Raw genomic sequence first — 20,661 nt, 5'->3', positions numbered from 1 at the left:
TAACGATCGCACATCGCCGTTAAGGGTTGCTCATGGGTCGCTCGTCGCGAGTCGAGGCGATCCCGCCCGATATGCAGGAGTCCGAACATGAATGAAAGATCACCGATTCAGGAGGGCCAGAGCCAGGCCCGGGTCGAAGCCGCGGCGTGCACGCGTATCGTGCCGCTCGTACTCGCGGGCGGGTCCGGCACGCGGTTGTGGCCCGTGTCGCGCGAACATTTCCCCAAGCAGCTAATCGGCGTGGTGGGCAGCGATACGCTGTTGCAGGCAACCGTGCATCGCCTCGACGGCTTCTCGTCGGAATGGGAGGTCGCGAGTTCGCCAATCGTCGTATGTGGCGAAGAACACCGCTTCGTGATAGTGGACCAGTTGCGCGCGTGCGGCATGGACGCGCGGCTCGTGGTCGAACCCGCGCGCCGCGACACGGCGCCGGCGCTCACGCTCGGCGCGGCGCTCGCGTGCGCAAACGGCGACGACGCGATTCTGATCGTCATGCCTTCGGACCATGCGATCGCCGACACGGTTGCGTTGCAGCGCGCGCTCGAATGCGCCGCGCGCCATGCGCAGCGCGGCGCGATCGTCACGCTGGGCGTGCCGCCGCGTTCGCCCGAAACGGGGTTTGGCTACATCCGCGTAGGCGAGGCGATTGCCGACGGCGCGCACCGTATCGACGGATTCGTCGAAAAGCCCGCGCCCGAACTCGCCACGCAATACATCGCGCAGGGCGGCTACTGGTGGAATAGCGGCATCTTCGTGATGCGCGCGAGCGTCTGGCTCGACTCGCTGCGCGCGCTGCAGCCCGACATGCATGCCGCGTGTCTTGCCGCGTTCGTCGACGGCCAGCAAGACGGCGCGGTGTTCCGTCCGGACACCGAAGCATTCAAGCGCGCACCGTCCGACTCGATCGATTACGCGGTGATGGAGCGGCTATCGGCGAGCAACGGCTGGACGCCCGAGGGCGTGGTGGTCGCGCTCGACGCGGGCTGGTCCGATCTCGGCTCGTGGGACGCCGTGTGGGCCGCGATGGAAAAAGACGAGGACGGCAACGTGGGACGCGGGCGCGTGCTGTTCGAGGGCGCCGTGGCAACCTACGCGCATTCCGATGGCCGGCTCGTCGCGTGCGTCGGCACGTCGAACCTCGTGGTGGTCGAAACGGCGGACGCCGTGCTCGTCGCGGACCGCTCGAAGGTGCAGGACGTGAAGGGGCTCGTGGCGCGCATCAAGGCCGCGCACGCGCCCGAGGCGGATTCGCATCGCAAGGTGCAACGTCCGTGGGGCTTCTACGATTCCATCGATTCCGGCGAGCGCTTCCAGGTCAAGCGCATTGTCGTCACGCCGGGCGCGCGGCTTTCGCTGCAACTGCATCATCATCGCGCCGAGCACTGGACGGTCGTGCGCGGCACCGCGCTCGTCACACGTGGTGAGGAATCCTTTCTTCTGACGGAAAACGAATCCACTTACATACCGCTCGGCGTGCGTCACCGGCTCGAAAATCCGGGCAAGGTGCCGCTCGAAATCATCGAGGTGCAGTCGGGAGCGTACCTGGGAGAGGACGACATCGTCCGTCTCGACGATACGTACGGTCGCTGCGGTTGAAGGCAGCGGCACGGTCTGCAGGGAGAAGAAAAAGGAGAAAGCATGCGCGAGCTGCAAAATCTGATGGCGAGAGTGCTCGACGTATCGGCCGTGATGATCGGCGCGAGCGTGGCTTCGGAGATTCGCTTCGACGATATCTCGCCGCGCGGCGTGAACGAATCATTCGTGCTGCTCGCCGCGGCGTTCGCGCTCGTGATCTTCCCGGCGTTCGAGCTTTATCAGTCGTGGCGCGGCCGCTCGAAGGCGTTGCTGGCGGGCCAGGTGTCGCTTGCCTGGCTCGTCGTGCAGGGCTGCGCGCTGATCTCGATGTATTCAACGATGCATCATGTCGATGCTGTTTCGCGCCTGTGGTTTGCTTACTGGACGGCGCTTGCGGGCGGCTTGCTCATTACGTGGCGCTTTCTCGCGCACGGCGTGCTATCGCACATGCGGCGCGCGGGCATGAATCTTCATCAGGTCGCCATTGCCGGATCTGCTTCGCAGTGCGATGAAATTGTGCGGCGCATCGATGCGGAGCCGGGTTCGGGCTTTCGTGCGAGCGCGCTCTACAACACCATGCCCCAGTCGGCCCGGCCCGCGAGCGAAAAAGTCGCGCCCGTGTGCGAGACGATCGAGGCGTTCGCGCAGTATATCCGCGAGCACGACGTGCACGAATTGTGGCTCGCCCTTTCGCTTGCCGAAGAGCGCACGGTCGTGCGGCTCGTGAGCGAGTTTCGCAATGATCTCGTGAACATCCGCTTCATTCCGGACGTGCGCTCGCTGGCGTTGTTCGACACCAGTACGGTGATCGAGCTGCTCGGCGTGCCCGCGATCAACCTCGTCGCCTCGCCGCTGCCTGCGAGCGCGCAGTTCAAGAAGGCGGTGTTCGACCGCGTGTTCGCGGCGCTTGCGCTCGTGAGTCTCACGCCGATTCTCATCGGCATTGCCATTGCGGTGAAGTTTTCCTCGCCGGGGCCGGTGTTGTTCAAGCAGCGGCGCAAGGGAGCCGACGGCCGCGTATTCACGATCTACAAGTTCCGCACGATGCGCGAGCACAAGGAAGCGCCCGGTACGGTGAGCCAGGCGACGCGCGACGACCCGCGCGTGACGCGCGTGGGCGCGTTCCTGCGCCGCACGAGCCTCGATGAACTGCCGCAGTTCTACAACGTGCTGCGCGGCGAGATGTCGGTGGTGGGGCCTCGCCCGCATGCGCTCGAGCACGACGATCTTTATCAGAGCGTGGTGAAAGGCTATATCCACCGCTATCGCATCAAGCCCGGCATTACCGGCTGGGCGCAGGTCAATGGATTTCGCGGCGAAACCGATCGCCTCGAAAAGATGGAAATGCGCGTCGCGCACGATCTGTATTACCTCGGCCATTGGTCGTTCTGGCTCGATATGCGCATCATCGCGGCCACGATCGTTCATGGGCTCGGGGGCCGTAACGCTTACTAAGGCCTACTAAGGTGTACTGACGGTAATGGGCGCGGCGGCGCATTCGGGCAAGCATCACCAGCGAAGCAACACCAGGTTTCGGGAGAAGCAAGATGGCGATGAATTATGACGGCGCTTACTATGGCGCAGCAGGCGCCGATGAGCGATACCTAGGCGACTACCTGCAAACGATGGTCGCGAACTGGCGCGCTATCGCGATCGTGACGCTCGCCGTCACGCTGCTCGGCGCGGCCTATGCCTTCCTCGCCACGCCGACCTATCGCGCCGACGTGCTGTTCCATCTCGTCGACAAGGGCGATGCCAGCAAGAAGGACAGCAGCCTGCCGCCGCTCACGGGCATGTTCGACGAAAAGTCGACGGCCAACGGCGTGATCGAAATGCTGAAGTCGCGCAACGTGACCGAGGAAACCGTGCGCAAGCTGCACCTCGACATTTCCGCGCGGCCGCGCGAAATGCCCGTGATCGGCGGCATGCTCTCCGGCATCCTGAGTTCGTCGTGGGGGCGGCACCTGCCCGGATTCATGCGTCCTTCCGGCTATGCATGGGGCGGCGGCGACATCACGGTGTCGCGCTTCGATACGCCCGAAGCGATGTACGAGCGCGACTTCACGGTCGTGGCCGGCGACGAGCCCGGCACCTTCACGCTGCGCGACCCGGACGGCATTCCGCTCCTGCAAGGCCGCGTGGGCGAGGACGTGAGCGCCAACACCTCGGTCGGGCCGATCTCGCTGCACGTGGACAGTTTGAGCGGCGAACCCGGCACGCCGTTCCTGCTCACGCGCGCCTCGACGCTCACCACCGTCGAGCGGCTGGAGCGCGCGCTCGAAATCCAGGAAGTCGGGCTGCAGTCGGGCGTGATCCGCGCGAGTCTCGAAGGCCACAACAGCAAGCAGACGGCCGCGATCCTCAACAACGTGGCGCACGAGTTCATCAAGCAGGACATCGCCAGCCGTTCGGCCGAAGCCGAACATATGCTCGCTTTCCTCGACGACCAGTTGCCGCAATTGCGCGCGCAGGTCGATGCAGCCGAACAGAAGTACAACAAGTTCCGTAACGAGCACGGCACCGTCGATCTCGGCGAAGAAAGCCGGCTGCTGCTGCAGCAGGTGAGCGACAACAAGATTCGTCTCGAAGACCTGCGCCAGCAGCGCGCCGAACTCGCGCAGCGTTTCACCGAGCATCACCCGGCCGTGCAGGCGCTCGACGCGCAGATCGGCACGCTGCAAGCCGCGCAATCGCAACTCACGCGCAACGTGGCGCAACTGCCCGATACCGAGCAGTCCGCCGTGCGTCTGTTGCGCGACGTGCACGTGAGCACGGAGCTTTACACGAGCCTGCTGAACAGCGCGCAGCAACTGCGTGTGGCGCGCGCGGGCCAGGTAGGCGACGTGCGCGTGGTCGATTTCGCCGAAGCGCCGGATGACCCCGTGCGTCCGAAGAAGCTGCTCGTGATCGCGCTCGCGATCGGCGCGGGGCTCGTGCTCGGCGTGCTCGTCGCGTTCGTGCGCAAGTCGCTGTACGGCGGCGTGGAGCGCCCGGACGAACTCGAAGCCGCGCTCGGCGTGCCGGTCTTCGCCGTGGTGCCGCGCAGCCCGCAGCAACTGCGGTTGCAGCATCACGTGTCGTCGCGCCGCCGCGGGCTGCATGTGCTCGCGCAGCAGAATCCGCAGGACGTCGCGGTGGAAGGCGTGCGCAGCCTTCGCACCTCGCTTCAGCTCACGCTGAACGACGCGCGCAACAACATCGTGATGCTCACGGGCTCGCGGCCCGACATCGGCAAATCGTTCCTTTCGGTCAACCTGGCGGCCCTGGTTGCGTCGGTGCAAAAGCGCGTGCTGATCGTCGACGGCGACATGCGGCGCGGCGACGTGCATTCGCACTTCGGCATCGCGCACCAGCCGGGCCTCTCGGACGTGCTGCTCGGCGCGGACCTGGAGCGCGCGATCCAGCACGAGGTGCTGCCGGGGCTCGACGTGCTCGCGAAGGGTTCGCTGCACTCGCATCCGTCCGAACTGCTGATGAGTCCGCGCTTCGAGTCGCTGCTCCAGGAACTGGGCGCGAAATACGACCTCGTGATCGTCGACACGCCGCCCGTGCTCGCGGTGACCGACTCGACGGTGATCGGACGCTACGCGGGCACGACGCTGCTGGCGATCCGCCACGGCCGTCACCCGATTTCGGAGCTGGAGGAAACGGTCAAGCGCCTGCGCATCGGCGGCGTGAATCTGCGCGGCGTGCTGCTCACCGATGTGCCGAAGACGGGCGCGTTCATCGGCGGCGGGTATCGCGGCGGGTACTACGGTTACGAAAGCGTTTCAGGGTAAATAGCGGGAAAAAAGCGGCAGGTCCGCGGCCGGCCGGGGGGCCGGCGCGGATAGTGGAACCACCGAATTCCATTTCGCTCACGCGAGGAGAGAACGATGGCGATGGCTCGCAAGGTTGCGTTGATCACCGGTATCACCGGACAGGACGGTTCGTATCTGGCAGAACTGCTATTGAACAAAGGCTACGAGGTGCATGGCATCAAGCGGCGCTCGTCGCTCTTCAACACGGACCGCATCGATCATCTGTATCGCGACGTGCACGATCCGGAACCCGGCATTCAGTTGCATCACGGCGAACTGACCGATTCCACGGCGCTGTTGCGCGTGATCCAGCGCGTTGCACCCGACGAAATCTACAACCTCGCCGCGCAAAGCCATGTGGCGGTGTCGTTCGAGGAACCCGAGTACACCGCGAACGCGGATGGCCTCGGCACGCTGCGAATTCTGGAGGCGATCCGCATTCTCGACCTCACGAAGAAAACGCGCTTTTATCAGGCCTCGACCTCCGAGCTATACGGGCTCGTGCAGGAGGTGCCGCAGCGCGAGACCACGCCGTTCTATCCGCGCAGTCCGTATGCGGTGGCGAAGCTGTTCGCGTACTGGACCACGGTCAATTATCGCGAGGCGCACGGCATGTTCGCGTGCAACGGCATCCTCTTCAATCACGAGTCGCCGCAACGCGGCGAGACGTTCGTCACGCGCAAGATCACGCGCGCCATCGCGCGTATCGCGGTCGGGCTGCAGAAGATGCTGTATCTCGGCAATCTTTCCGCCATGCGCGACTGGGGCCACGCGCGCGATTACGTCGATATGCAGTGGCGCATGCTTCAGCAGGATCAGCCCGAGGACTTCGTGATCGCGACCGGTGTGCAATACAGCGTGCGCGACTTCGTGCGCGCGGCCGCCGAGGAACTGGGCATCACGGTGCGGTTCGAGGGCAGCGGCGTGGACGAAGTCGGCATCGTCGACCGCGTGGAGGCGCGCGACATGCGGCTGGAACCCGGCGACGTGATCGTGCGCGTGGACCCGCGCTACTTCCGTCCGACCGAGGTGGAGACGCTGCTTGGCGACGCCTCGAAGGCTCAGGAGAAGCTGGGCTGGAAGCCGGTCACGACGTTCCAGGAGCTGGTCAAGGAAATGGTGCGGGCCGACTATCAGGTTGCCCGGCGCGACGCGCTCGTCAAACTGGCCGGATTCAAGGCTCTCGAACATCACGAGTGAACGCATGGACAAGAACTCCCGAATCTTCGTGGCCGGCCATCGTGGCATGGTGGGCTCGGCGCTCGTGCGGGCGTTGCAGGCGAAGGGTTACTGGAACCTCGTCATGCGCACTCATGCCGAACTGGATCTCACCGACCAGGCCGCGGTCGACGCCTTTTTCGAAGGCGAAGCCATCGATGCGGTTCTGCTCGCGGCCGCGCGCGTGGGGGGCATTCTGGCGAATTCGACGCAGCCTGCCCAATTCGCCTGGGACAACCTGGCAATCGAGACCAACGTGATCCGCGCGGCGTACAACGCGGGCGTGGAGCGGCTGGTGTTCTTCGGCTCGTCGTGCATTTATCCGCGCGAATGCCCGCAGCCGATCCGCGAAACCTATTTGCTTACCTCGCCGCTCGAACCCACCAACGAGGCCTACGCGATTGCGAAGATCGCGGGCCTCAAGCTGTGCGAAGCCTATAACCGCCAGTACGGCACGCATTTCGTCTCGCTCATGCCGACCAACCTGTACGGCCCGCACGACAACTACGACCTCAACAGCAGCCACGTGCTCCCCGCGCTGATCCGCAAGGCGCACGAGGCGCGCAGCAACGGCCAGCGCACGCTGACCGTCTGGGGTTCGGGCAAGCCGCGCCGCGAGTTCCTGCACGTGGACGATCTCGCCGATGCGACGATCTTCGTGCTGGAGCACGAGACCGGCGACGGCGTCTACAACGTCGGCGTGGGCGAGGACCTGTCGATTCGCGATCTCGCGCAGCGCGTGTGCGACGTGGTGGGATTCGATGGCGAACTGGTATTCGATTCGACCAAGCCCGACGGCACGCCGCGCAAGCTGCTCGACGTCTCGCGCCTGGGCGATCTGGGCTGGCGCGCGCACATTGGCCTCGAAGAGGGGCTCGCCCGCACCTACGACGACTTTCTTCAAACCTGGGCCGCCCCGGCGTACGAGGCGGGCATGCGGGCTTGATGCGGCCTGACGGGGACCGATGGCTGGCAGACAAGGCGTCTGGTTAGGTGGTGGGCGTCGTGCGCGGACCGGATGCACGACGCCCGCTTTTTTTCGCTCGGCGCGCGAGACGATTGAAAGCGGCACAAAAAGCAACTCATAAGCGGCACATAAGCAGTTACGAGTTCGCTCATGAGCCAGCTCAGGGACGGAACCCACGCAATGAGAATCCTGATCTACGGACTGAATTACGCGCCCGAGGTAACGGGCGTCGGCAAATACACGGCCGAAATGGCGGAACTGCTCGTGGCGCACGGCCATGACGTGCGCGTGATCTGCGCGCCGCCTTATTACCCGCAGTGGCGTGTGCACGAGGGCTATCGCGCGGGTCGCTACACACGCGAAACGTTGCGCGGCGTGAGTATCTGGCGCGCGCCGCTGTGGGTGCCCGCGCAGCAGGGCGGCCTCAAACGCATCGTGCATCTGGCGAGCTTCGCACTCTCGTCGCTGCCGCTTCTCGCGCGGCTCGCGGCGTGGCGGCCGCAGGCCGTCATGCTGATCGCGCCGACGCTCTTTTGCGCGCCCGGCGCGCTCATGCTCGCGCGCGCCGCCGGGGCGAAAAGCTGGCTGCATATTCAGGACTTCGAAGTCGATGCGGCGTTCGATCTGGGCTTGCTGAAGGGCGGTCAGGAGTCACGGCTCGGGCGAATGGCCTTTGCCGCCGAACGCTGGATATTACGGCGCTTCGACGTGGTCTCGTCGATTTCGACGCGCATGGTCGAGCGCGCCATCGACAAGGGCGTGGACGCGTCGCGCGCCGTTTGCCTGCCGAACTGGGTCGATACCCGCGCCATCTTTCCGCTGCCGTATCCGAGCGCGTTCCGGCGGCGCCTCGGTATCCCTCAGGACAACACTGTCGTGCTTTACTCGGGAAACATGGGGGCGAAGCAGGGCATCGAAATTCTCGCGGACGTCGCCACGGCGCTCGCCGCGCGCACCGATATCAGCTTCGTGTTTTGCGGCGACGGCGCGGCCAGGCGCGAGTTAGTGGCGCGTTGCGAGCCGCTTTCGAACTGCCATGTGCTGCCGCTGCAGCCCGTGTCCATGCTCAACGAACTATTGAACGTGGCCGATATCCACGTGCTGCCGCAGCGCAACGACGCCGCCGATCTCGTGATGCCCTCGAAGCTCACCGGCATGCTCGCCAGCGGCCGCGCCGTGGTCGCCATGGCGCGGCCCGGCACGAGTCTCTTCGACGTGGTGTCGAACCACGGGATCGTCGTGCCGCCCGAGGATGGTCAGGCGCTCGCTGCGGCAATCGTCGAACTGGCGGGCGACCCTGCGCGGCGCGCCACGCTAGGCCGTGCCGCGCGGCGCTACGCGAAGCGCACGCTGTCGCCGCAAGCGATCTTCGAGGTGCTCGAAGCGAAGCTCGCAGGACTCGCGGATGGGGCGGCCAGGCAGGCGGGCGAATCGCACGTCGAGCCGCAGCCCGCGGCGATGGGCGCGGCTTCGGCGCAACAAGCGGGTAATGGCGGATCGACGTTGCAGGAGGTCGAACAGTCCGACGTGTGATCGACGGCGCCCGGCTTGAACCGCCGGCGCGTCGTTACCACGGTGCGTCACCAGGACATTACCACGGCGACTTGTAGAGATCGGAGTTGGACTGGTCGGGCGAGCCGTACGGGCTGCCGTACGGATTGCCATAGACCTGGGCGGTCGGCGAGGTCTGGCTCGCGCCGTAGTCGTACCCGGCGCTCGAGCGGCGCCCACCCGCGGGCGTGCCAGCCGAACCGCGCGCCACCGCGTTGCCGGCGCGCGACCTGCCGTTCGACCCGATCCTGCTGCCCGCGCCGCCGCTTCTGTCGCTGCGGCCGCCCGAGGCTCTTGCCGCGCTCGCCGCGTAATCCCCCGGTGTCACGACGTGCATGTGCTTTTCGTTCGTGAGCGCGTCCTGAGCGTCGTCCGGCGAAGCGCCATTGCTCTTGTATGGCGTCATGCTATAGGGGCTGCCCGACGACGTGCTCGGGCCCCCGAGCAGCCGCTGTTCGTCGAGTTGCTGACGCTGCGCGGGGCTGGCCGCGGTGTTGCTCCGGCTGCCCGCCGTAACGGACGTGCCGCCGAGGGACGAGCCGCCGGTTGCCGCACCGTAAGGGGCATTCTGTGCAAGCACGGCGCACGGCCACGCCGCGCACGCGGCCTGTAGCGACGCGGCGAACGTATAAAGCGCGAACTGACGACGAGAAAAGACGGACATGGCATGGATCCCGCGCGCCGCGAACGATGCGGCGTCAAGCCTTCATGGTGCCTACGCCGCGTCGCCGCGCCGCGCCAAAACCCCGGCGGTGTCGGCCACGCGCGCGAGCCGAAGCGGAGGCCGCCGGATAATCGAATCGTCGCTTGATGATGGGCAAGGAGCGTTCATGGCGGAAACGGTCGAAGGTCTCGGCACTCTCAAGGGAAACGTCAACGCGAACGTCGGCAATGCTGGCCGCCGGGATGGCATTGGCGCGGCGCCCGCCCAAGCCGCGGCGCCGTCCGCGGGCGAGGGCGAGGGCGCGGAAATCCGCGTGATCGATTTGAGCCGCGCGGGCAAGGGCAACTATGTCGCGCGCCGCGGCAAGCTCGTGCAGGCCGCGTGGTATCTGGTCGAGACGTGCGTGCTCGACAATCGTCTGCTGCCGCTCTCCGCGCTGCGCGTGGGCTTGCTGCGCCTGTTCGGCGCGAAGGTCGGCGAGCGTTGCCGCCTCGTGCACCCCATGCGCGTGAAGGCGCCGTGGAACCTGGAGATGGGCGACAACTGCTGGATCGGCGTGGACGTGTGGATCTACAACCAGGCGCCTATCCGCATCGGTTCGAACGTCTGCATTTCGCAGGGCGCGTTTCTCAGCGCGGGCTCGCACGACATGCGCACGAACATGGATCTGCACGTCGCGCCCATCGTGATCGAGGACGGCGCGTGGATCTCGTCGAAATGCGTGGTGCAGATGGGCGTGACGATCGGGCGCTCGGCGGTCGTCACGCCGCTTTCGGTCGTGCATCGCTCGCTGGACGCGGGCGGCGTGTACGGAGGCAATCCGTGCCGCTTTATCCGCTGGCGTTTCGATGAACGCGCGCCTCAGGAATAAGGCGGCGTCATGCGCATATGGGCAGGCCTGATGGCCTGCCCGTATTCATACGCGAACTCCGTGCGCTAGTACCCGCCGTAACCCACCGCCCGGCCCGCCGCAGCCGCCTGCGTACTCGGCAGGATCAGGTTGATGACGCGGCTCCACTTCACGAGCGCCGAGGCATCCACGAACACGACGTCGTTCGGCTGAAGGTCGAACTCGTCCGCCGTGGCCATGGCTTCCGGCGACGACGCGTCGAGATGGAAGACCGTACGGTGTCCTTCCTTTTGCCCACGCACCACGTACACCTGCGAGGCGTCGCCGGAACCCTGGCTCACGCCGCCCGCGTCGCCCAGTGCATCGTTCAGCGAGAGGTGGCCGTTATCGAACGGAAGCGGCCCCGGGTGCCCGACTTCGCCCAGCACGAACACGCGGCTTTCGTTCGCCGAATACACGCGCACGAGGTCGCCGTTTTGCAGCAGGATCTTGTCCGGATTCACGCCTTTTTTGATCATGTCGGGAATGTTCACCATGATCGTCTTGTCGCCGCGCGTCACGCTAACCCGCGAGCGGTCGCCCGCCGCCGTGAAGCCGCCCGCGCGGTTGATCGCCTCGGGCAGCGACATCGTCATGTCGTTGAGCACCATGAGGCCGGGCGTGCGCACTTCGCCGTCCACATAGACGCGCCGGCTGCGGTACGACTCGATGCGCAGCGTCACCTGCGGCTTGTTCAGGTAGTACGCGAGCTTGCTCGCCACGAGGTTGCGCGCTTCCATTTCGGTGAGCCCGGCCACGTGGATCGGCCCCACGTAGGCCACCTGGATCGCACCTGTCGAGTCGACGGTATAGCCCGACTGCACCTGGCTCGCGCTCTGGTCCTGCTGCCCGTTGCCGCCCGTGCCACCGCCCGTCGGCAGGTTCATCTCGGGGTGATCCCACACGACGATGCTCAGCACGTCGCCGGGCCCGAGCGTGTAGGGCTTGGGCGTGCCGAACAGGGTCTCGACGTTGGAGGGGACCGTCGTCGGTCTCGACGCGGCCTGCTTCGCGACCAGCTCGTTATTGATCTCGACTAGCGCGCCCGGTGGCGGCTGATCCCCGCTGCCGCCCGTGCGCGCGGCATCGGTTGCCGCCTTTGCCTGCGTGACGCTCGATGGCGCCTGCATGCCCGGCGAGAGCCCGCAGCCCGAAATCAGGGCCGCGGCCGCCACAATGGCCGCCATTGCCGACAAGGCCGCCCGTGCGCGGCCGGATGTGAATCTGCGCAAACTGCGCGCGGGCTGAGTCGCGGGTTGCGTTGCAATTGCTGCCATTGCATCCACGCTCTCGCCGCCAGAACAATCAGGTGTGCTGCTCAACATGGTGTTGCCCCCTTACTCACAGGATTCGCACATCGCCACGAAAGTGCAACGCGGGCTCATCGTTCGATTCGTTATGACGCTTCGGCTGCGTTGCTTCGTCACCCCTGCCAATCCTTACCAGTTTCGCTATCCGTTGCCGCTTTTTTCTTCGCATATTCGCGCGTGTTCACGCTTGTTCATGCTTATTCGGTTTGCTCCGCGGGCTCGCCCGGCGCCATGGCGTTCATCGGGCGCCCGGCGCGAAATCGCGCGGCCGCGAGCGACGGATGCTCCTGCAACAAGCCGAGCAGCGAGCGCACCATGCCGTCCATCGCGAAGCGTGCGTCGAACGTGCGCCGCGCCTGCGCGCGCATTGCGTCGCGCGCGCGATCGTCGAGCGCGCGCCACGACGCGAAGTTGCGCTGCGTGCCCGCCACCGTGTCGGGCGCGACGAACCCCGCGCCGTCCTCGTCGATCTCGCGCCACACGCCCACCTTGTCCGAGACGAGCGCAGGCAATCCACAGGCAAGCGCTTCCGCCACGGACACGCCAAAGTTCTCCTGGTGCGACGGCAGCACGAACACGTCGCTAGCAAAAAGCGCGCCCCACTTGAGGTTGCCTTGCAGCATGCCCGGCCAACTGATGCGATGCGCGATACCGTGCGACTGCGCTATTGCCTGCAGCGCGGGCTGCCAGTTGCTCTGGTCGGGGCCCGCCATCAGCAGATGCGCGTCCGGCGTTTCGCGCGCGTGGGCGGCGAACGCGTGAACCAGCACGTCGCAACCCTTCTTGGGATGCATACGGCCGAGAAACAGCACGATGCGCTTGTTGCGCAGATGCGGCGATTCCTGCAGAAAGGCCTCGCGCAACGCGTCCGGGTGATCCTGGGGCGCATTGGTGCCGAACGGCACGACGCGCTCGTTTGCGCGGTACAGCCAGAACGATTCGCGCGCCAGCAGGCGTTCTTCGTCGGTCGTGAAGATCACGGCGGCCGCGTCGCGCAGCACGCGAAAATCGGCCCACGGCCAGTAAGCCCATTTCTTCAGATGCTTGAGCGGATAAGTGGATTTGAACCACGGGTCGAGCATGCCGTGCGTGTACACGTAGTACGGCACCTGGGCGTGGCGCAGCGCGCGCCGCGCGCCAAAGCCGTGGTATTGCCAGAGCCCGTGCACGATCGCCGCGTCGAAGCGTCGCGCGTTCGCGCGCAGCCACGCCACGTAGGCCGGGCAGTATCCGTAGTGGCCGCGGCCCGGGCCCAGGGCGTGCAGCGGGAGCGGAAATTCGCGCACGTAAGGCGCATCGATGGGGTCGAGCGAGGCCACTTCGATCTGATGACCGAGCGCCGTCATCGCGAGACCGCTCTGGCGCACGCCTTCAATCGGGCCGCCCGAACGCGGGTCGACCGTGGACACGAGGTGGAGGATTTTCATCGAGGCTCCGGAGTCGCATAGGTGTTGAGCGGCACCGGCGCCGCCGCGGGCGCCGTGGGTCGGAAGGCCGGCTCGCGCCCATAGGAAGGGTGCAGGCGCTGGCGCTTGCGTTGAAGGTCGATGCGGTAATGAAGCTGCGAATACAGCGAGACGATGAGCCCGAGCGCGAGGCCATACACGAGGCCCGAAAAACGCGTTCCGAGCGGATTGCCGCCAATGGACGCGCCGGGCAGCGCGGCGAGCACGAGCAGCGCCATGCTGAGCGGCATGAGCAACGGGTGGCGCGGCGCAATGCGGCGCCAGCGTCTGAATGCGCGGCCCGCAACGATGAGCGCGACGATCACCGCGACCGGCATGCAGCCGCCAAACACGATGCCTTCGGCGTAGAGCTGGTACACCCAGAAGTTGTGGCCCGCCACCCAGTCGCTGGTGTTGAAGTAATCGTCCTTGCTGAACGTCTGGTTCACGTACTGGTAGTAAAGGGGCGAGTAGCGGTAGAGGTGGCCATACCCCTTGCCGAACAGCACCGATTCCACCGATTCGGTGACCTGATCGTACTGGTCGCGCATTTCCGCAATACGCGTGACGGTGGTCGGGTCACGGTCTGAGTCCGCGTTTTGCGCGGCCGTCACACGCTGCGTCCAGTGTTCCGTGATGGACGGGAAGAGCCACGCCGTCCCCACGCCGAGCGCCACGACGAACGAAAGCGCAATGCCCGTGCGGAAGAACGATTTGATCAGATGACTCAGCGACGGCGACGCGAGCCACGCGGCGAACATGGCGAGCAGAATGGTCGCGATCAGCAGGCTGCGCGTGACGCTCAGCAACTCGACGATCAGCGTGGCGAGGAACACGAGGACCATCGTCATGTTGAAGCGCCGCGCGACGATGAACTGGTGCAGCAACATGGCCTGCAGCGCGAGCATCGTCGGCGAGACAATGCGAAAGCGGATGTCGGCGAGCGGGCCGCCAACGGCCAGCAAGCCGAAGAAGAACGTGAACACGAGACCCAGCACGTTCGCGTAGTAGAGCGCACGCTGCATCTGCATGACGCGAACGGGGTGCCACGGGCGGCACATGGCCCAGTAGCCGAGCGCGAACAGCAGGAACGGCAAAATCACGCGCAGGTACTGGCCAACGGGATTGTGTTGCAGCACTTGCGCGATGAGACTGCCGGCGAGGCTCGCCACGATCGCGGCCGTGATGAACGAGCGCAGGCGGTTCGGACGCGCGAAGCGCGGGCCGATCATCGCCAGAATGAGCGCGCCAGCCAGGGCCGGAATGACGGCCAGCCATTGCGCGCCGTGGCCGAACTGGGAGTCAGGCGCCTTGTAGTCGAAAGCGAGAGGCACGAGGCACACCCAGAGCCATAGAGCAGCATGTTTGTTTCGCATCGGCGTTCCTCCCGGTGCGGTGCATAGGGTTGCGTGCGGCGCAATAACCATGCGTGCCGCACGCGTGGGCTCGACTCAATATAAAACGCCGCAAGCGGCTTGCGTACGCGCGTGGCGGGAAGCGGCAGGGTTGTGGCGGCAGGAAAAATATTCTGCTTCGGCGTGTGGTTTCGCGCACACAACTGGCTGAGAACGGCGGGAACTTGGCGCACGCTGCACGGTGCCAGTGTTCATGATGGGGTCGGCAGGAGCCGGTTTTTCCATCGTCTGCCTTGCGCAAGAATCCGGCACGGACGAAAGCGAGGAAAGGTCATGAAGCTACTACACGGAGTGAGACCGCCGACGAAAGGGCGTTCCGTCGAGCTGGACTTCGTGCGTGGCATTGCGATCTTCGTCGTGATGGGCTTTCACTTCCACACCGTGCGCACGGGCCATCCGTGGGTGAGCGTGCTCGAGTATCCGCTGAAAAGCTTCGGCCACGAAGGCGTGAATCTTTTCTTCACACTAAGCGGCTTTCTCGTGGGCGGCCTTCTGCTGCGCCAATACTCGCAAACGGGCCGCATCGGCGCGCGCCGCTTCATCGTGCGGCGGATCTTCAAGATCTGGCCGGCGTATTACGCGCTGATTTTCTTTCACCTGCTGGCCGGGCGCCATCGGCCCGATACGTTCCTCTGGCAGAATCTCACGCACATGCAGAATTACTTCGGCACCTCCATTGCGCAAACGTGGAGCCTCGCTGTCGAAGAACACTTCTATCTGTTTCTGCCCGCGCTGTTGATCCTGCTTGCGCACTTCCGGTTGCGCGCGAATGCATTGATCGCCGTGATGGCGGGCCTCTGCGCGCTCGTCCTCAGCGCGCGTTGCATAGCGGTGTCGCACGGCGATCTCGTCGGGGCGTTCAACTACACGCAGTACCGCATGGACAGCCTGCTGATCGGCGTAATACTCGCGACCATCTACTGGATGAAGCCCGAAGTCTGGCGCATGCTCGCCGCGAAGAAGCGCTGGCTGTTCGGCGCGGTCGGACTGCTCCTCGCATGGCTCGTGTTCGCGACGCCCGATGTCGCGCTCGATGAAAGCATTGGCTACACGCTCCAGGCCATCGGATTTTGCGCGCTCATCATGCTCGTGCTCGAACATTCGGGCAGATTGCGCTCGACGTGGCTGTATCGCGGGCTCGCGTGGCTCGGCGTGTATTCGTACGGCATCTATCTCTGGCATTCGCTCGCGCTCGCGCCCGGCGACTATCTGATCCACAAGGCGAGTGCGCTCGGCGTGCCGCCGCTCGCCGCGTGGCCGGTCGTGCTGTTCGCGCAGTTCTTCATCGCTGCGGTGCTCGGCTATCTCACCACGCGCGCGGTCGAATTCCCGTTCCTGCGTCTGCGCGAAGTGATGTTCCCCGACTCGCGCGGGGCCGTGCCTGCCGAGCGTCCTGACACGACCAACACGACCACCGCGGGCGCGGGGGACAACAAGATCGAAGGCGTGGCGTGAGGTTGCGTGCGCTCACGCCATCGCGGTCTGCAGCGTGTGCTTGAACCGTGCGAGCGTGTTAGCCGAAAGGAGATGGTCGCCAGCGGGCTGCGCGGCATTCGGGCCCGCGCGCCAGCGCTGCGCGAGCGCTTCGAGCGCGCGCGCGATGGTGGCCGGTTCGAGGTCGTCGAGGAGCGGGCCGAGCGCGCCGTCGCGGCAATACCAGCCAATCAGGCCATCGGCGCTGGCCACTACCGGCTTGCCGAATCGATATGCCTGCACGAGCACGCCGCTCATGCCGTAGTGCTGCTTGTAGCCAAGCCACACGGCGTCGCAGGCGGAAAAGAGTTCGCGCTCCATCTCGTCAGAAATGAACTGGTTGAAGATCACAGGCGCGCTCGCGAGTCGCGATGCGTGCGCGTCGATGAACGCGCGGGTCTCGTCGTCCTGCTGGCCCGCGATCACGAGGCACGGCGCATCGGGTTTCTGTTCGAGCGCGAGCATCAGTTCGCGAATGCCCTTGCGTTCGCCGATCGCGCCGTACACGAGCAGATAGCGCGTATGCGCTTCGAGCTTCAGCTTCTCGCGCGCGAGCGCGGGGTCCATGCCTTCGATTTCGGGAAACGGATCGGCCAGATAGCTGAGGGGCGCGGCGCGCTGGGGGTTCGTGGTGGCGAACCAGTCGGGCAGCGTCGGATCGATCGTGAAGAGTTCGCGCAGCCCGCGCGAGCGCATGGCGCGGCGAAACAGCGCCGACTTCGCCATGTCCACGAAGCGCCGGCGCGGCGTGCGCAGGCCGATGCGCGCATGATGAAACGTCATGCCCATGACGATGGCGATCCAGGGCGTCTCGCCGAAGGGCGAGTCGAACCCCGCGAGCGTGTAGAAGAAATAGTCGGCGTAGGGCGCCACGACGAGCCGCACGTACATCGTTTTGCTGATCTGCCGGAACGCGCGTGCATAGAAGTTGCGAAAGCGCATGTACACGCTCGCGGCGAAATGCGGCCCGGGCGGAACGGTGTGCAGGTCGAGCGCCACGAGACGCAGGTCGGGCCGCGCTTCGCGCGCGATGCGCTGCGCGAGCGGATGATTCGCGTATTCCGTGTCGGTGACGACGACGCAGCGGTGCCCGGCTTCCACGCACGCCTGCGCGACCCACTCGACGTAGCGCCAGCGGTGGCCGGTGAAGTTCGGCTCGATGATGGCGATCCAGTCGCCGCTCGCCGATGCGCGCACGCCTCGCGGGCCGGCCGTCACGACCGTGTCGCCCTCGGCGCCGGACAATGCGGCGGCGTCCGTGGTGTCGGGGTCGGCATTGCGGTATCTGGCTGTCGACACGTTTTCCATGCGGGGGGCCCGATGAGCGTTATGACGAACAACATAGCAGTGGTGCGCAAGCGGTATGCGCCAGATTGCGCGGCGCGGTGGCCGAAAAAGCCTGGGCAGACGCCGTTTGACCGCGCGTCCGAATCCGCCTGGCTGATGGCGCGTCGTGGCAAGCGCGGCGCGGTAAGGTCCAGAACGGGTGACGAAAGCGCGCTCTCGCACAGGCTCGAAGGGAACCCGGAACCGCACTGAAACGCCGGCTCAGGGATCGAAAACAGGAGATGCATTTTGCGCGTCATGCGGCTGCCAGCAATACCGATCAAGGCCGGCTTCGGACCCGGCGCCGCGACCTGGGTGCTGTTGCAGCAGGTCGTCGTGCGCGGCCTCGTGGCCGTCAAGTTCCTCGTGATCGGGCGCATTCTCGGGCCCTCCGCAATCGGCCTTGCGAGCGTCGCGCTGCTCGCGGTTGCGATTGCCGAAGCGCTCTCCGACACGGGTCTCGCGCAAGCCGTGATTCAGGGCCGCGCGCCGCCCACGCGCGACGAGGCCGGCGCCGTCTGGACCACGCTCGCTACGCGCGGCCTGCTGATCGGCGGCCTGCTCGTCGCGAGCGCGCCGCTCATGGACGCGCAGTTCCACCTGGGCGGCGCCATCGGGCTCGTGCAGCTTGCCGCGCTGCTGCCGCTCTTGCGCGGGCTTGCATCGCCCGCGTATTTCATCACACAGCGCGAGCGCCACTTCCAGCATATTGCGGCGATCGAAATCTCGTCGTCGTGTCTCGACTGCGGCTTCGGCATTGCGCTCGCGTTCGCGGGCGCCGGGCCGTATTCGCTGCTGCTCGGCATGATGGTCGGCGAGGCCTTCAAGAGCGCCTTGACGTGGATCGCGCTTTCGCCGCGGCCGCCGATCCGGCTGCGCTGGTCGGGCATCGGCCACTACGTGGGTTTTAGCCGCTGGATCTGGGCGAGCAGCGTGATCATTCTCATCACCAACCAGTTCGACAAGGTGGTGGTGGGCAAGCTGCTCGGGCCGACGCAACTGGGCGCCTGGCAGATGTCCTCGAAGCTCGCGCAGATGCTCCTCGCCGACGCCGCGCTCGCGCTCTCGCAGTATCTGTTTCCCACGTTTGCCGCGCATCATCGCGGCGGCCCGCAATCGGCCGCGCGCCTGTTCCGGATGTATCTCATGGTGGCCGTGGCGGGGCTCGCGTGCGTCGTGGTCGTGCTGCGCTTCGCCGCCGAGCCGCTCTTCTCGTTCGTGCTCGGCGCCGCGTGGCTGTCGGCCGTGCCGCTCTTTCGCATCTTCGTCATCAACATGGCGATCAGCGCGCTGAACTCGGTGCTCGCCTCGTATCTGCGCGCCGTGGGCGACGCGCGTGCCGTTACCGTCGCGTCGCTGCTCCAGGTCATGGCGCTGATCGTGTCCGTGCCGCCTTCGCTGCATATGTGGGGCGTGACGGGCGTTGCGTGGTCGATGACCTTCGGCCTCGCCTCGTGCGCAGCGTGGATGCTGTATCGCGTCTCGCGTCAGAAATAAGCGGGACGCTTGCGCAAGGGATTCAGGCGCGCAGCGCCGCCTCGACGATCTCGGCGAGCTGATGGCCGAGCGTGGGCGAGTTGAGCTGGCAGTACACCGCATGCGCGGCGGCAGCGGCCGCGCGCATGTCCTCGGGCGGTATGGACCAGATGCGACGCAGCGTGGCGGCAAGCGCTGCCGTGCCGCCGTCGCGCCCGAAGAAAAAGCCCGTGCGGCCGTCCTCGACATAGCCCGGCTCGGGGCCCATGTGCAGCGGCAACCGGTCGTGCACGATGGGCGGCAGGCTCAGCGCGAACATGTGCACGACGCTCAGGCCCGCCGAGCCCGGATAGCATCCCACGCGGCAGCGCCGGCTGATGGTCGCGATCGCGTCGTCGTCGAACACCGCGCCATACCAGACCACGTAGGTGCGATCGCTGTACTTGCGCTTCAGCCGCTCGCCATGCTCGCCGTCGCCGATCACGTGCAGGGTGATGTCGCTGCCTTCGCCATGAAGCTGGCCGACCACGTCGATAAGTGGTTCGATCTCCGAACCTTCGCGCAGCCTGCCGATGAAGAGTACGCCGTTTTCGGCGCCTGTCTTAGTGGCGGCCTCCACGCTGCACGAAACCGTGAGCGCATTGTTCGCGACGACGAGCTTTGCGAGCGGGCAGCCGATGCCGACGAGCGAGCGCCGCGAAGCTTCGGTGTAACACACGTAGCGCACGGCGAGCGCAACCGCGAGGCGGTAGCACACCGTGCGCATGAATCCGGCGGACTCGTGCCGGTATAGCCCCTGGCCGTGAATCAAGACGGGCACGCGCATCACGCGCCCGGCGAGGAGCGCAAGCCACAGCGAGAGATAGCGAACGTCCGCAAAGATGAGGACGGCGTCGGGACGTTCGAAAACGATGCGGCCCAGCACGCGGCTTTGCATGCGGATACGCCACGAGGGCGGGCCAGCGAAACGCGCGATATGCGTTTCGACGAATTCGTCGCACGCGGGTTTTTCGCGCGAAAAGCCGTTGGCCTCGACGCCCTCGGAGCACGCGAACACCTTGACGGAGAAAAGCCGGTTGAGCGATTCGATGACTTCGATGCGATAGCGCGCGATCAGCGGCTGCACGTAGAACACCACCGGGCGTTTTCGGCGCGCGCCGCATTCCGTTTCGCAAACCGCTGTGCCCGCAGAGAGGATCTCGTGTTCCACTGGCTGGCTCCGACGCGTCGACGCAGTCATGTTGAGAGGATCTTTCCGGGGGCGGGTGAGTCGGTCATATTTGCGCAAATCTCTCCTGGTAGTTGTAGGCGAGTCTTCGCGAAAGAGGAATCCGAAAATTGCTATTGAACGACTTTCGCAGCGGGTGGCGCCCTATGGGCGATGCGTAATCGATAAATGCGCAAAAAAAGTGCAATAAATGCGGAATTAATTAACGAAACAGAGGCGGTAAAACGTGCGTCGACGCGCAGCGCGTGCGCAAGACGCGCACCGTTCACAAACCGTTGGAATCAGTCGTTGAATAGATCGTTTCGGACAACTTGAATCCGGGCC

15 protein-coding genes are annotated in these 20,661 nt (G+C 65.6%); 9 read left to right on the top strand and 6 right to left on the bottom strand.

From position 1 onward, the window contains the following. Nucleotides 1–87: 87 nt before the first annotated feature. The 6 genes from U5768_RS12790 to U5768_RS12765 all read left to right on the top strand — a co-directional run bounded on the left by U5768_RS12790 (nucleotide 88) and on the right by U5768_RS12765 (nucleotide 9,093). The gene (locus tag U5768_RS12790; RefSeq protein WP_322030762.1) at nucleotides 88–1,596 is read left to right on the top strand and encodes a mannose-1-phosphate guanylyltransferase/mannose-6-phosphate isomerase; all 1,509 of its coding nucleotides are present in this window, start codon (nucleotides 88–90) and stop codon (nucleotides 1,594–1,596) included. Between the two features lie 42 nt (nucleotides 1,597–1,638). Further along, nucleotides 1,639–3,030 (top strand): undecaprenyl-phosphate glucose phosphotransferase, encoded by a 1,392-nt coding sequence (locus tag U5768_RS12785; RefSeq protein ID WP_322030761.1) that lies wholly within the window; start codon nucleotides 1,639–1,641, stop codon nucleotides 3,028–3,030. 92 nt (nucleotides 3,031–3,122) lie between these two features. Further along, the gene (locus U5768_RS12780; RefSeq protein WP_322030760.1) at nucleotides 3,123–5,354 is read left to right on the top strand and encodes a polysaccharide biosynthesis tyrosine autokinase; all 2,232 of its coding nucleotides are present in this window, start codon (nucleotides 3,123–3,125) and stop codon (nucleotides 5,352–5,354) included. A 102-nt stretch (nucleotides 5,355–5,456) separates the two neighbouring features. Continuing rightward, on the top strand, nucleotides 5,457–6,575 hold the full coding sequence (gmd, locus tag U5768_RS12775) for a GDP-mannose 4,6-dehydratase (RefSeq protein ID WP_322030844.1): 1,119 nt from the start codon (nucleotides 5,457–5,459) through the stop codon (nucleotides 6,573–6,575). A gap of 4 nt (nucleotides 6,576–6,579) precedes the next feature. Then, nucleotides 6,580–7,539, top strand: coding sequence for a GDP-L-fucose synthase (locus U5768_RS12770; protein WP_322030759.1), 960 nt, complete (start codon nucleotides 6,580–6,582; stop codon nucleotides 7,537–7,539). A gap of 201 nt (nucleotides 7,540–7,740) precedes the next feature. After that, nucleotides 7,741–9,093: a glycosyltransferase WbuB gene (locus U5768_RS12765; RefSeq protein ID WP_322030758.1), complete on the top strand. Its 1,353-nt coding sequence runs from the start codon at nucleotides 7,741–7,743 to the stop codon at nucleotides 9,091–9,093. A 58-nt stretch (nucleotides 9,094–9,151) separates the two neighbouring features. On the opposite strand, the gene U5768_RS12760 is transcribed toward U5768_RS12765, so the two are convergent. Then, nucleotides 9,152–9,775, bottom strand: a complete 624-nt coding sequence (locus tag U5768_RS12760; RefSeq protein ID WP_322030757.1) for a hypothetical protein — start codon at nucleotides 9,773–9,775, stop codon at nucleotides 9,152–9,154. A gap of 166 nt (nucleotides 9,776–9,941) precedes the next feature. Between U5768_RS12760 and U5768_RS12755 the strand changes: the two genes are divergently transcribed. Further along, entirely contained in the window at nucleotides 9,942–10,646 is a 705-nt protein-coding gene (locus tag U5768_RS12755) for a DapH/DapD/GlmU-related protein (protein WP_322030756.1), read from the top strand. Nucleotides 10,647–10,711: 65 nt separating this feature from the next. Here U5768_RS12755 and U5768_RS12750 read toward each other — a convergent pair whose 3' ends face one another. The 3 genes from U5768_RS12750 to U5768_RS12740 all read right to left on the bottom strand — a co-directional run bounded on the left by U5768_RS12750 (nucleotide 10,712) and on the right by U5768_RS12740 (nucleotide 14,795). Further along, nucleotides 10,712–11,851: a polysaccharide biosynthesis/export family protein gene (locus tag U5768_RS12750; RefSeq protein WP_322030755.1), complete on the bottom strand. Its 1,140-nt coding sequence runs from the start codon at nucleotides 11,849–11,851 to the stop codon at nucleotides 10,712–10,714. Between the two features lie 320 nt (nucleotides 11,852–12,171). Further along, entirely contained in the window at nucleotides 12,172–13,401 is a 1,230-nt protein-coding gene (locus U5768_RS12745) for a glycosyltransferase (protein WP_322030754.1), read from the bottom strand. After that, nucleotides 13,398–14,795: a sulfite exporter TauE/SafE family protein gene (locus tag U5768_RS12740; protein ID WP_322030753.1), complete on the bottom strand. Its 1,398-nt coding sequence runs from the start codon at nucleotides 14,793–14,795 to the stop codon at nucleotides 13,398–13,400. Before U5768_RS12740 ends, U5768_RS12745 begins: the two co-directional genes overlap by 4 nt. A gap of 312 nt (nucleotides 14,796–15,107) precedes the next feature. On the opposite strand from U5768_RS12740, the gene U5768_RS12735 reads away from it, so the two are divergent. Beyond that, nucleotides 15,108–16,289, top strand: coding sequence for an acyltransferase (locus tag U5768_RS12735; protein ID WP_322030752.1), 1,182 nt, complete (start codon nucleotides 15,108–15,110; stop codon nucleotides 16,287–16,289). A 12-nt stretch (nucleotides 16,290–16,301) separates the two neighbouring features. Here the strand turns inward: U5768_RS12735 and U5768_RS12730 are convergent, their stop codons facing one another. Beyond that, nucleotides 16,302–17,606 (bottom strand): glycosyltransferase, encoded by a 1,305-nt coding sequence (locus U5768_RS12730; protein ID WP_322030751.1) that lies wholly within the window; start codon nucleotides 17,604–17,606, stop codon nucleotides 16,302–16,304. A gap of 276 nt (nucleotides 17,607–17,882) precedes the next feature. On the opposite strand from U5768_RS12730, the gene U5768_RS12725 reads away from it, so the two are divergent. Then, complete coding sequence (locus tag U5768_RS12725; protein WP_322030750.1) at nucleotides 17,883–19,130, top strand: oligosaccharide flippase family protein; 1,248 nt, start codon at nucleotides 17,883–17,885, stop codon at nucleotides 19,128–19,130. 22 nt (nucleotides 19,131–19,152) lie between these two features. Here U5768_RS12725 and U5768_RS12720 read toward each other — a convergent pair whose 3' ends face one another. Then, a complete protein-coding gene (locus U5768_RS12720) occupies nucleotides 19,153–20,319 on the bottom strand; it encodes a glycosyltransferase (RefSeq protein WP_322030749.1) in 1,167 nt (388 codons plus the stop codon). Nucleotides 20,320–20,661 lie beyond the last annotated feature (342 nt).

Origin of the sequence: Paraburkholderia sp. J76, from assembly GCF_905220295.1 — a bacterium.
Lineage (GTDB): Bacteria > Pseudomonadota > Gammaproteobacteria > Burkholderiales > Burkholderiaceae > Paraburkholderia.
Note: the sequence above shows the minus strand (reverse complement) of the source record. Positions and strands in the feature narration are given on the sequence as shown.

Coding starts and splice junctions, on each gene's coding strand:
- gmd (WP_322030844.1), top strand. CDS start 5,457: ATGGCTCGCAAGGTTGCGTTGATCACCGGTATCACCGGACAGGACGGT.
- U5768_RS12790 (WP_322030762.1), top strand. CDS start 88: ATGAATGAAAGATCACCGATTCAGGAGGGCCAGAGCCAGGCCCGGGTC.
- U5768_RS12760 (WP_322030757.1), bottom strand. CDS start 9,775: ATGTCCGTCTTTTCTCGTCGTCAGTTCGCGCTTTATACGTTCGCCGCG.
- U5768_RS12735 (WP_322030752.1), top strand. CDS start 15,108: ATGAAGCTACTACACGGAGTGAGACCGCCGACGAAAGGGCGTTCCGTC.
- U5768_RS12740 (WP_322030753.1), bottom strand. CDS start 14,795: ATGCGAAACAAACATGCTGCTCTATGGCTCTGGGTGTGCCTCGTGCCT.
- U5768_RS12765 (WP_322030758.1), top strand. CDS start 7,741: ATGAGAATCCTGATCTACGGACTGAATTACGCGCCCGAGGTAACGGGC.
- U5768_RS12745 (WP_322030754.1), bottom strand. CDS start 13,401: ATGAAAATCCTCCACCTCGTGTCCACGGTCGACCCGCGTTCGGGCGGC.
- U5768_RS12780 (WP_322030760.1), top strand. CDS start 3,123: ATGGCGATGAATTATGACGGCGCTTACTATGGCGCAGCAGGCGCCGAT.
- U5768_RS12785 (WP_322030761.1), top strand. CDS start 1,639: ATGCGCGAGCTGCAAAATCTGATGGCGAGAGTGCTCGACGTATCGGCC.
- U5768_RS12770 (WP_322030759.1), top strand. CDS start 6,580: ATGGACAAGAACTCCCGAATCTTCGTGGCCGGCCATCGTGGCATGGTG.
- U5768_RS12755 (WP_322030756.1), top strand. CDS start 9,942: ATGGCGGAAACGGTCGAAGGTCTCGGCACTCTCAAGGGAAACGTCAAC.
- U5768_RS12750 (WP_322030755.1), bottom strand. CDS start 11,851: ATGGCGGCCATTGTGGCGGCCGCGGCCCTGATTTCGGGCTGCGGGCTC.